Raw genomic sequence first — 11,053 nt, 5'->3', positions numbered from 1 at the left:
GGGGTCGGGCAGTCGACGTGAGGGGCGCGAGCCGGGAAGCCGATGTCAGGCGGGCGAGTCGGGCAGCCGAGGTCAGGCGGGCGAGCGGGGAAGCCGACGTGAGGGCGCAAGCGGGGAGGCGGGGATGAGGCTCGAGGCCGTCGGGATCCTGCTCGCCGCCTGCGGGTGGGGCGCCCGAGCGCCCTGGGCCGCGGTGCGCGCGTTCGCGCGGTTGCCGGGGCTGCGCGGCTCAGCCGACCGCCCCGACCTCGGCCGGTCGGGTCGCGCGGGACCGCCGGACCTGGACGTCCTCGTCCTGCTCGACCTGCTCGACGCCGCGATCGCGGCCGGCGCCGGCCTGCCGCGCGCGCTCGGTGCGGTGGGCGACGCGGCCGGGGGCGAGGCCGGGCAGGCGCTCGTGCGGGCGTCGTCGGCGCTGATGATGGGCGCGGACTGGCCGGCGGCCTGGCAGGGTGCACCGTCCCGGCTGTCCCCGGTCGTCGACGGACTTGCCCCGACGTGGATCACCGGCGCCGCACCCGGCCCTGCGCTGCGGGCCGCGGTCGGCCACCTGCGCCGGGAGCGACGCAGCGCGGCGCGGGAGGCGGCCGGACGGCTCGGGGTCCACCTCGTGCTGCCGCTGGGTCTGTGCTTCCTGCCGGCCTTCGTGCTGATCGGGCTCGTGCCGGTGATGATCTCGCTCGGGTCGGACCTGCTCGGCTGACCTGAACCGAATCCAGCGGCAAACCGTGTCCCAGGTGACAGGGGCCGGGCATCGTTCGCGGTCCTCGCAGCGTCGCGTAACAGGGAGCAGACCGTGTACACGTCTCGATCCAGCCGCGCTCTATCCACCGCAGCTGCCATCGCGCTGGCGCTCATCACCTTCACAGCAGGACCCGCCAGCGCCGGCGGTTCCAGCGGGCACTCCCTGCTGCGCGCCCAGCTCGTGGGCAGCATGCCGGCACCCGCAAGCCCGACGATCGCCGGGATCAACCCCGGTGGTGCCCCGTGGGTCAACGGACCGAGCCGGGTACGGGTGCGCGAGAACGGCCGGATCATGGTCCGGATCCAGGGCCTGGTCATCCCGCCACCGGTCGGGACCGGGGTCAACCCCGTCGCCTCGGTGGTCGCCACGCTGGTCTGCCACGACACGGTCACGGACTCCACCGAGCCGTTCACGTTGAGCATGGCCGGCAACGGGCACACCAAGGACGTCATCACGGTCCCGCGGCACTGTGCCGATCCCGGCGTGCTCATCCAGCCCGCCGCGAACCGCTCCGTCTACATCGCCTCCTCGGTCGCTCGGCACCACTAGCGACCGCAACCGGTGAGGGCAGGCATCTCGTGAACGCTACGAGGCGTCCGCGGGGCTGTCCTTCGGGTCAGCGTCGGATTCGTCGTTGGCCAGGATGAGGTAGAGCGAGCGCCGCGCGTCGCGAAGCACCGTGCGCGCGGCCTCCTGCTGGCCGACGGACCCTGAGCGGGCGAGCTGCCGGGTGGCGCTGAGGAGCTCGGCGATCGGCTCGCGCAGGTCGATCCGGCTGCCGAACTCCTCCTTCAGGGAGCTGAACGGGTCGCCCAGCTCCTCCGCGTGCTCGAGCACGTAGGCGCGCCCGTCGTCCGTGAGGGTGGCCATCTTGCGGCCCTGGTCGCGGGTGACCTCGACCAGACCCTCGTCCTCGAGCTGAGCAAGGACCGGGTAGATCGTGCCGGGGCTGGGTCGCCAGACTCCCTCGCTTCGCTCGGCGATCCGCTGCATCAGCTGGTAGCCGTGCATCGGAGCCTCGCCGAGCAGCTGCAGCACCGCGGCTCGGACGTCGCCCCGGGGGGCTCGCATCCCGCGCCGTCGGCCCGGTCCGCGGCCCTCCCCGCCCCAGCCGGGGCCGCCGTGGTGGCCCATGCCCGGACCGAATCCGGGGCCGAACGGTGCGTGGTGGTGGTGGTGCCGCCGCGGTCGGTCGGCGTGGTCGTCGTGGTCGATATCTGTGTTCAGCGCGTCTCTCATGACACGCTCCTCTCTCTTGTCGATACGCTCACGATATATCGTTGGCGTATCGCTGACAAGAGTTTATGGGCCACCGATCGACGACGGCGTCTCGGTCCTCCCCGAGCGTCACTCGTGATCGGCGGGCACGGCGGCGACGATGCGCGCGGCCTCGGCCGCCTCGAGAATGGCCCCGCTGCGGAATCGGCTGGGATGCACAGGTGAACCTCGACCCGCCCGCTCCCACCTCGACCCCAGGTTGGTGCGCGAGCGTCAAACCGGGAGACGTTGTCGTATTTCGGCGGTGGGACGACAACAACTCCCGGTTCGACGAGTACACATCAACCGACGTCGGCGGCGGTTCTCCGCCGGATGATCTCGCTCCACGCGCACGCCAGGTGCAGGACAAAGAATCCGACGAACACCGCCGCCGCGAACCGCTGCTCACCCGCGCCCGCGTGCTGGTAGGTGGTCAGCGAGACGTAGCGGAGAGTGCCGTGGTTGTTCAGAGGGTGCGGGCACTCGGGTGTCCCACCACTCGGGCCGCCGCGCCAGATGAACGGAACGGCGGACATCGCAGCGAGAAACGCCAGCGTATGAATGATCTTGAGCACCTGCACGGCCCTCCGAGGCAACGGCCCGAACGCCATCTGCTGCGCGTTCGCTCTGCGCGTCTTGGCGGCGATACCCGGCCGACTCGATCCCTTGCCGCGAGCGGGAAAGCGCGCCTCCTGCACCGCGAGGCACCACACCTGCCCGGCCACCAGGGCAGGCACCGCGACGATCAACACCGCGCCCAGTCCATGCAGCGGACGAGCCCGGACCACGGTCAGGAGCACGACTGCAGTGGCGAGGACAGCTCCGGACCCGGCAACGGCCATCGCCAACCGGCCGAACAGGACCGCTGTCGACGACCCGATCAACCAGTCGCGCCACGTCCTACCCGACGTGCGGGTCGCGTCCGTCCAGGAGGCGCCGTCCCACCACCGAAGGCCCTGACCTCCGTCCGGGGCGGGATACCAGCCGGCGGGCGGCGAGTCGGCGGAGGGCCCGTCCTGGCTCACGGTCGATTCCCAGTCATGGCGTTAGCGCATTCAGCGGGACGCTCGTACCTCGCAACACCGTTGCAGTCTTCATCGTGCATGATCAGGATCGATCCACGATGCGGCCGATCGATGGACGGTCGACGACGCCGGCATTGGCTCCGGTGTCGCATCGTCGCCTCTGCATGCCGTCCACAGGCCGCCTGCGCGACGAGGTTTCCCCCGCTCGCAAGATCGGACGAGCAAAGCGGGGTCGAGAGCGCGCACGGTGATCCCTCGTGATTCCCTCGAGGGAAGGAACCCCCATGAAGCTCCACCTCTCTGCCGCCACCGCGCGTGCGAGACGGTCGGCCGAGGCCGGCATGGCCACCGCCGAGTACGCGATCGCGACGGTCGCGGCGGCCGGGTTCGCCGGGCTGCTCGTCGTCATCCTGCGCAGCGGCGAGGTCCGCGGGCTGCTGATGGGCATCATCCGCGGGGCCCTGAGGGTGTGAGCGCGCGCGAGCGGGGCAGCGTCACCGCCGAGCTGGCGATCGCGTTGCCGGCGGTGACGCTCCTGCTCGCGGCGGTGCTCGTGCTTGGTTCGGCGGCGTCGGGCCAGCTGCGATGCGCCGACGCCGCGCGCGCCGGAGCCAGGGCGGCGGCGATTGGTGAGGACCCCTCCGAGATCGTCGCGATCGCGAACCGGGTCGCGGGCGCGGGTGCCTCGGTCGGGGTCGACGTGAGCGGGGTCTGGGTCACCGTCACGGTCGGCCGTTCGGTCCTCGCGGGCCCGTTCGCCGGCGGACCGCTGCGAGCGCAGGCGTCCGCCGTCGCTCGGGTCGAGCCGTGAGCGGGCGACGGGACCCGCGCGAGCCGGGCGCGCGGGGAGCGGGCGCACTCGGCACGAGGAGCGCGCCCACCCTGCGGGACCGTTCCTGGTTCGACGATCGGGGCTCCGGGACGGTGCTCACGTTAGGTCTGGTCGCGGTCGTCCTGGTGCTGTTCACTGCGATCGCCCTGCTCGGCCGGGCGCAGTCCGCCCGCGGAGCGGCCCAGGCCGCGGCCGACCTCGGCGCGCTCGCGGCCGCGCAGCAACTCCTCGACGGGCCCGGCGCCGGGTCCGGGCCGGCGTCCGGCGCCGGCGGCGAGGCCTGCGCGATCGCCCGCGAGGTCGCGGCCGCCAATGCTGCGCACCTGACCGGCTGCGTGCTCCTGCCCGAGGGCGTCGTTCGGGTCACGACCGAGCGGCGCGGCGGGCTCGGCAACGCGCGGGCGAGCGCTCGAGCGGGTCCGGCGCCGCCGGGTGCGGGTTGACGCTCGATCCGGCGCATGGGGTGGCCAGGTTCGAGGCAGACACGCGGTGTCGGTCCCGCCTTATCTAGTCCCCCTTAATGATTGACATCTAGGGGGACTAGAGAGACGCTGATGAAGCCAATGAAACGGCGTGCGGTTGAACGGGTCCTGCGGGCTCATGGGTGCAGCTCGCTTCGTCGACGCGGTGGGCACGAGGTCTGGGGCTGTCCGTGCGTCCGGCATACGGCGGCGCTCCCCAACCACCGCCAGATCACGGCGGGCGTTGTCAACAGTGTTCAGGAGCGAATGCGGTGCTTACCGGAAGGGTGGCTTCAGTGATCAAGACCTTTGCCGCTCGTGCCGCGCGCGAGGGTCGCTGGTGGGTCGTCAGCGTCGACGGGATCGGCGTGACCCAGTCACGCACCCTGCGCGATGCCCCGGCCCAGGCCCGCGGCCTGATCGCGGCAATCCTCGACGCCGACGAGGACGGGTTCAGCGTCGTCGTCGAACCCGTGCTCGATCCCGCGCTCACCGCGCAGGTGCGTGCTGCCCGGAGGCTGGTCGCGGACCTCGAGCGTTTCCAGCAAGAAGCCGCCGCTGCGTCGCGGACCGCGGCGCACGCACTCGTCGCCGCGGGGGTGTCGGGTGCGGACGCGGCGACCGTGCTCGACGTCTCCCCGCAGCGGGTCTCGCAGCTCCTCGCGCGGACCAAGCCAACCCGTGCCGCGTCGACCGTTCCAGCGGAGGGCTCCCCCGACGTGCACGATCGCTGAGGCTCAGCGGTCGAGTAGTCCCGGCAGGACCCGCCGAGGAAGCGGGTCTGTCATCACGTCACCTCACGCCGGGGCGTGCGCCAGGACGGCGTCGAGCAGGCGGACGGCGGCGGCCTTCTCGAGCGGGTTGTTCGCGTTGCCGCACTTGGGTGACTGCACGCACGCGGGGCAGCCGCTGGCGCAGCGGCAGGTCGCGATCGCCTCCCGGGTCGCGCGCAGCCACGTGGCGCCCAGCCGGAAGCCGCGCTCCGCGAACCCGGCGCCGCCCGGGTATCCGTCGTAGACGAAGACCGTCGCGCGCTCGGTGTCGACATGCATCGCGGTCGAGACGCCCCCGAGGTCCCAGCGGTCACACGTCGCGAGCAGCGGCAGCAGGCCGATCGAGGCATGCTCAGCGGCGTGCAGCGCGCCGGGCGCGGTCTCGGCGGTGATCCCCGCCTCCTCCAGCACCGACACGGGAACGGCCCACCAGACGGCGGCGGTCGTCAGCGCCTGGGCGGGCAGGTCGAGCTTCTCGGTCCCGAGCACGAGCATGTCCGGGATCCGCTTGCGCTGGAAGCTCACGACCTGGGTTGTCACGTCGACTTGACCGAAACCCCAGGTCACCGGCCCCCAAGCGCGCTCCTCGCGCGTCGTGCGGATGTCGATCGAGGTCTGCCAGCGCGCCCAGGTGCCGAAGTCGACGTCGCGCCGCCCGACGAGCGCGACCGCGTCGGCCAGGTGCAGATCCTCCACGACGAAGGTCGTGCCCTGGTGCACGTAGACCGCGCCGGGGTGCACCGTGGCGTCGGCAGCCCCGGCGTCGACCGTGCCGAGCAGGCGTCCGGTGCTGGCCTCGACGACCCGCACCGGGTCCCCGCCGGTGCCGCGCAGGTTGGTGAGCCGGGCGGCGCTGTCGTGGCTGGTCCAGTACCAGCCCGATGCCCGACGCCGCAGGGCCCCGCGCTCGACGAGCACGTCGAGCAGCTCGCGGGTATCCGCGCCGAACAGGGCCAGCTCCTCCACGCGCAGCGGCAGCTCGGCCGCCGCGGCGCACAGGTGCGGCGCGAGCACGTAGGGGTTGGCCGGGTCGAAGACCGTCGCCTCGACCGGCGCGTCGAAGATCGCCTCGGGGTGGTGCACCAGGAACGTGTCGAGCGGGTCCTCCCGCGCGACCAGCGCGACGAGCCCGTCCGCCCCGGCACGCCCCGCCCGACCGGCCTGCTGCCACAGCGATACCCGGGTGCCGGGCCAGCCGGCGATCAGCACGACGTCGAGCCCGGAGATGTCGACGCCCAGCTCGAGCGCGTTGGTCGTCGCGAGCGCCCGGAGCCGGCCGTCGCGGATCGACTCCTCGAGCGCGCGACGCTCCTCGGGCAGGTACCCGCCGCGGTAGGCGGCGACCCGGCCCGCGAGCCCGGGGTCGAGGGCGGTCAGCCGCCGCTGCGTCACGATCGCCACCGACTCCGCGGCCCGGCGGGACCGGGTGAACGCGAGCGTGTGCGCCCCGGCGAGGGTCAGGTCGGCGAGCAGCTCGGAGATCTCGGCGGTCGCGGACCGGCGCGGGCGGTCCGGGTCGTCCTCCACGAGGACGCTCCCGGCCGGGCCGCTGCCGGCCGGGCCGGCAAGGTCGGGCCGGTAGTCGGTGGCCCACGGGTCCACCTCGAGCGGCGCGCTCGACCAGGCGGAGTGCGCGCCGGGCAGCTCGGGCGGCTGCCACAGGGCGAACGTCTTGCGCCCCGCCGGCGACGCGTCCCGGGTGACGGCCACGACGTCGTCGGCGTCGACGCCGAGCAGGCGGGATGCGCTGACGGTCGGGTCGGACGTCGTCGCCGAGGCGAGCAGGAAGGTCGGGCCGGGGCCGGTCCCGTAGTGCTCGGCGAGCCGGCGCAACCGGCGCAGCACGAGCGAGACGTGCGCTCCGAACACCCCGCGGAACGCGTGGCACTCGTCGACCACGACGTAGCGCAGGGAGGCGAGCAGCCGCGCCCAGCGGCGGTGCCCGGGCAGCAGCGCGAAATGCAGGAAGTCGGGGTTGGTGAGCACGACGTCGGCGTAGTCCTGGACCCAGCGTCGCTCGCTGACCGCGGTGTCACCGTCGCAGGTCGCGACCTTCACGTCGCGCGAGCGTGCCGCGGCGAGCAGCCGGTCGAGCGTGGAGAGCTGATCGGCGGCGAGCGCCTTGGTCGGGCAGAGGTAGAGCACCGACCCGCGTCGCGGTACCGACTCGATCCGGCCGGGGTCAAGGGTCCCGGCGCCGATGTCGGCGCGCACCGCGGTGAGGGAGGGCAGCCAGAATGCGAGCGACTTGCCGGACCCGGTCGACGTCGCGAGGACCGTGTGCCGGCCGGACCACGCCGCGTCGGCGGCCTCGACCTGGTGCCGCCAGGGGCGCTCGACCCCGAGCGCGCGGTAGCCCGCGACGAGCGAGGTATCGGCCCAGGCCGGCCAGTCCACGTGCTCGCCGGCCCGTGCGGGCAGGTGCTCCACATGGGTGAGCCGGTCGGCCCGACGCCCGCCCGCGAGCAGCACGTCGAGCAGCGCATCCGTGTCCCGCACCGCCTCGACCACGCCCCAGTCTCCCATCGCACGTTGCCCGCACCGCGGTCCGATTGCGGGCTCGAGCCGCCCCGCGGGCCGTCCGGTGCGCCGGGCGCGCTCCGGAACAGCGTGGCGCCGACTCGCTGGTGAATTCTGGGCCAAAACGCCCGAGCGACCCGCGCGGGGCCCATACTCCGATATGGGCCGGAGCACCGCTCTTTGGTTGAATGAGCACTACCACCGAAGGGGTGAAGTATGGAGCTCTCGGTCACGAGCCGTGAACGCGGCGACTGCACGGTCATCGCCGTCACCGGCGAGGTCGACGTCTACACGGCGACTGCACTGCGCGAACGGCTCGCGGATCTGATCGACGCCGAGCACACGGACCTCATCGTGGACCTCACCGGAGTGGGTTTCCTCGACTCGACAGGGCTCGGGGTGCTCGTCGGCGCGCTCAAGAAGATCCGGGGTCTTGGTGGTCGCCTGCAGCTGGTCATCGACCAGGAGAAGGTCATGAAGCTCTTCCGGATCACCGCCCTCACGCAGGTCTTCACGATCCACGACAACCTTGCGGAAGCCCTCCGCAACTAGCCCTCAAACCCCCCAGCGTTCTGCAAACTCCGTGAGTTCTGCGAACTCCCGGAGTTTGCAGAACGCGGCGATGTTCGCAGAACGGGGGGGTAGGGCCCTGTCACATCGGTGATGTGAGGGCGTGCCCGGTGTGACCGGACTGTTTTAGACGCGGCGGGGGCGTTGCCGGTTCGGACCCGGCTGGCGTCCTCGCCAAAGGTGCTCGCTACCGCCGGACTCGTGACGAGGCCGCGAACGACGCGACCCGTCCGGCATGGTCTTCACCCTCGATCCCGCCGTGCCGTGCCCGCTGGCACTGTGCACCCATTCAGACGAAGCAGGGTCCCGAATCGTTGGGGCACGGCGGTGGAGGTCGCCCCGGCCCGACGCCGACTGTTCGCAGCCCGCGCCGGCCGTGCGCCGGCCGTGCCGGTCGTGCGCCACGCGCCGGCCACGCAGCCAAATCCCGCCGTCGTTCTGGTTAGACTGCAGCCCTCTGCGCGGCAATGCCGCCGCGCGGTTTCCAGGGGGCCGGAACGCAAGGCCATGCAGTCGTCATCAGGAGGACGGATGCTCACGCTCGGTTCCACGAGCCTCACCATCGTCGGGGTCGTCGCCGCCATCGCCGTCGCCTGCTTGTTCTTCGCCGTGGTGCTGCGCCGTCAGGTGCTCGCCGCGGGCGAGGGCACGACGAAGATGCAGACGATCGCCGCAGCCATCCAGGAAGGCGCGGCCGCCTACCTCAACCGGCAGTTCAAGACGCTGGCGCTGTTCGCCCTGATCGTCTTCGCACTGCTCTTCCTGCTCCCGGGCGAGGCAGGGATCCGGGTAGGACGCTCACTGTTCTTCCTGCTCGGAGCGGGTTTCTCGGCCTCCATCGGCTATCTCGGCATGTGGCTCGCGACGCGCGCGAACCTGCGCGTCGCTGCCGTCGCGTCGGAGCCGGGCGGGCGCGCCGAGGGCGCGCGGATCGCGTTCCGGACCGGCGGCGTCGTCGGCATGTGCGTCGTCGGCTTCGGTCTGGTGGGTGCCGCGACCGTGGTGCTGATCTACCGCGGCGAGGCGCCCGCGGTGCTCGAGGGCTTCGGATTCGGGGCCGCGCTGCTCGCCATGTTCATGCGCGTGGGCGGTGGCATCTTCACCAAGGCCGCCGACGTCGGCGCGGACCTGGTCGGCAAGGTCGAGCAGGGCATCCCCGAGGACGACCCGCGCAACGCCGCGACGATCGCCGACAACGTCGGGGACAACGTCGGGGACTGCGCCGGGATGGCCGCGGACCTGTTCGAGTCCTACGCCGTCACGCTCGTCGCGGCGCTCATCCTGGGCAAGGCGGCGTTCGGCGAGCAGGGCCTGGTGTTTCCGCTCATCGTGCCGGCGATCGGTGCGCTCACCGCCGTGCTCGGCGTGCTCATCACCCGCGTGCGCGGCAACGAGAGCGGCCTCGCGGCGATCAACCGCGGCTTCTACATCTCGGCGGCCGTCGCGGCGGCGCTCAGCTCGCTCGCCGCGTTCATCTACCTGCCGGCGACGTTCGCCGAGCTGCCCGGCGTCGGTGCCTCGCTCGTCCACAACTCCGGCGACCCGCGCCTGATCGCCACCGCCGCGGTCATCATCGGCATCGTGCTCGCGGGAATCATCCTGTGGCTGACCGGCTACTTCACCGGCACGACGTCGAAGCCCACGCTGATGGTCGCCCGCACCTCGCTGACCGGCGCAGCGACCGTGGTGCTGTCCGGGCTCGGTGTCGGGTTCGAGTCGACCGCGTACACCGCGGGCATCATCGCCGCAGCGATCTGCGCGGCGTACCTGATCTCGGGCGGCTCGATCCTGCTCGCGCTCTTCCTGATCGCACTCGCCGGGTGCGGCCTGCTGACCACGGTCGGCGTGATCGTCGCGATGGACACCTTCGGCCCGGTCAGCGACAACGCGCAGGGCATCGCGGAGATGTCCGGCGACGTCACGCCCGAGGGCGCCCAGGTGCTCACCGACCTCGACGCCGTCGGCAACACCACGAAGGCGATCACCAAGGGCATCGCGATCTCGACCGCGGTGCTCGCCGCGACCGCGCTGTTCGGCTCCTACGCCGACACCGTCAGCACGTCCCTCGCCGAGCTCGGCGAGAAGGCCTCCAGCGTGACCGGGGTCACGGCCGCGATGCTGACCTACGAGATCATCTCCCCGATCACGCTGGTCGGGGTGATCCTCGGCGGCGCGACGGTGTTCCTGTTCTCGGGCCTGCTGATCGACGCGGTCACCCGCGCCGCCGGCGCGATCGTGTTCGAGGTGCGGCGTCAGTTCCGCGACCACCCCGGGATCATGACCGGGGAGGTGCGGCCCGAGTACGGCAAGGTCGTCGACATTTGCACCCGCGACTCGCTCCGCGAGCTCGCGACGCCCGGCCTGCTCGCGGCGTCCGCGCCCATCGCCGTCGGCTTCGGGCTCGGCGTCGGTCCGCTCGCGGGCTTCCTCGCCGGGGCGATCGCGACCGGCGTGCTGATGGCCGTGTTCCTCGCGAACTCGGGCGGCTCATGGGACAACGCGAAGAAGATCGTCGAGGACGGAAACTTCGGCGGAAAGAACTCGCCGGCCCACCAGGCGGTCGTCATCGGTGACACCGTGGGTGACCCGTTCAAGGACACCGCCGGCCCGGCGATCAACCCGCTCATCAAGGTGATGAACCTGGTCTCGCTGCTGATCGCCCCGGCGATCATCACGATCACCGTCGGCCCCGACGCGAACCAGACGCTCCGGCTCACGATCGCCCTCGCCGCCTCGGCGATCGCGTTCGGCGCGGTGCTCGCCGCCCGCCTGCGGGCGATCAAGGTCGACGCGGACGCGCGCACCGAGCACGAGTCCCAGCTGGTCTGACCCGCTCGTCGCTTTCGACCTGTCAGACCCAGCGCGCGCTC

General features: G+C 72.2%; 11 protein-coding genes. 8 read left to right on the top strand and 3 right to left on the bottom strand.

Annotated features, from left to right (window positions below; all coding sequences use genetic code 11):
* Positions 1-124 precede the first annotated feature (124 nt).
* Both VIM26_RS00290 and VIM26_RS00285 read left to right on the top strand, forming a co-directional pair.
* Positions 125-703 carry a type II secretion system F family protein gene (locus tag VIM26_RS00290; RefSeq protein ID WP_331948306.1) on the top strand — a complete coding sequence of 193 codons (579 nt, stop codon included), beginning with the start codon at positions 125-127 and terminating at the stop codon, positions 701-703.
* A 93-nt stretch (positions 704-796) separates the two neighbouring features.
* Positions 797-1,294, top strand: coding sequence for a hypothetical protein (locus VIM26_RS00285; RefSeq protein ID WP_331948305.1), 498 nt, complete (start codon positions 797-799; stop codon positions 1,292-1,294).
* Between the two features lie 36 nt (positions 1,295-1,330).
* Here the strand turns inward: VIM26_RS00285 and VIM26_RS00280 are convergent, their stop codons facing one another.
* Both VIM26_RS00280 and VIM26_RS00275 read right to left on the bottom strand, forming a co-directional pair.
* Complete coding sequence (locus tag VIM26_RS00280; protein WP_331948304.1) at positions 1,331-1,984, bottom strand: PadR family transcriptional regulator; 654 nt, start codon at positions 1,982-1,984, stop codon at positions 1,331-1,333.
* Positions 1,985-2,304: 320 nt separating this feature from the next.
* A complete protein-coding gene (locus VIM26_RS00275; RefSeq protein WP_331948303.1) occupies positions 2,305-3,027 on the bottom strand; it encodes a DUF2510 domain-containing protein in 723 nt (240 codons plus the stop codon).
* 284 nt (positions 3,028-3,311) lie between these two features.
* On the opposite strand from VIM26_RS00275, the gene VIM26_RS00270 reads away from it, so the two are divergent.
* The 4 genes from VIM26_RS00270 to VIM26_RS00255 all read left to right on the top strand — a co-directional run bounded on the left by VIM26_RS00270 (position 3,312) and on the right by VIM26_RS00255 (position 5,054).
* Positions 3,312-3,500 carry a DUF4244 domain-containing protein gene (locus VIM26_RS00270; RefSeq protein ID WP_331948301.1) on the top strand — a complete coding sequence of 63 codons (189 nt, stop codon included), beginning with the start codon at positions 3,312-3,314 and terminating at the stop codon, positions 3,498-3,500.
* A complete protein-coding gene (locus VIM26_RS00265) occupies positions 3,497-3,838 on the top strand; it encodes a TadE family type IV pilus minor pilin (protein WP_331948300.1) in 342 nt (113 codons plus the stop codon). The genes VIM26_RS00270 and VIM26_RS00265 overlap by 4 nt, the downstream gene beginning before the upstream one ends.
* Complete coding sequence (locus VIM26_RS00260) at positions 3,835-4,302, top strand: Rv3654c family TadE-like protein (protein WP_331948299.1); 468 nt, start codon at positions 3,835-3,837, stop codon at positions 4,300-4,302. The genes VIM26_RS00265 and VIM26_RS00260 overlap by 4 nt, the downstream gene beginning before the upstream one ends.
* 314 nt (positions 4,303-4,616) lie before the next feature.
* Positions 4,617-5,054 carry a hypothetical protein gene (locus VIM26_RS00255; protein WP_331948298.1) on the top strand — a complete coding sequence of 146 codons (438 nt, stop codon included), beginning with the start codon at positions 4,617-4,619 and terminating at the stop codon, positions 5,052-5,054.
* 63 nt (positions 5,055-5,117) lie between these two features.
* Here VIM26_RS00255 and VIM26_RS00250 read toward each other — a convergent pair whose 3' ends face one another.
* Positions 5,118-7,619 carry a DEAD/DEAH box helicase gene (locus VIM26_RS00250; RefSeq protein ID WP_331948297.1) on the bottom strand — a complete coding sequence of 834 codons (2,502 nt, stop codon included), beginning with the start codon at positions 7,617-7,619 and terminating at the stop codon, positions 5,118-5,120.
* A gap of 210 nt (positions 7,620-7,829) precedes the next feature.
* Between VIM26_RS00250 and VIM26_RS00245 the strand changes: the two genes are divergently transcribed.
* Both VIM26_RS00245 and VIM26_RS00240 read left to right on the top strand, forming a co-directional pair.
* Positions 7,830-8,165, top strand: a complete 336-nt coding sequence (locus VIM26_RS00245; protein ID WP_331948296.1) for an STAS domain-containing protein — start codon at positions 7,830-7,832, stop codon at positions 8,163-8,165.
* 549 nt (positions 8,166-8,714) lie between these two features.
* Positions 8,715-11,012, top strand: coding sequence for a sodium-translocating pyrophosphatase (locus tag VIM26_RS00240; protein ID WP_331948295.1), 2,298 nt, complete (start codon positions 8,715-8,717; stop codon positions 11,010-11,012).
* Positions 11,013-11,053 lie beyond the last annotated feature (41 nt).

The organism is Pengzhenrongella sp. (assembly GCF_036565025.1).
Classification (GTDB): domain Bacteria; phylum Actinomycetota; class Actinomycetes; order Actinomycetales; family Cellulomonadaceae; genus Pengzhenrongella.
The sequence above is the reverse complement of the archived record's forward strand: the minus strand, read 5'-3'. Positions and strand labels throughout refer to the sequence as shown.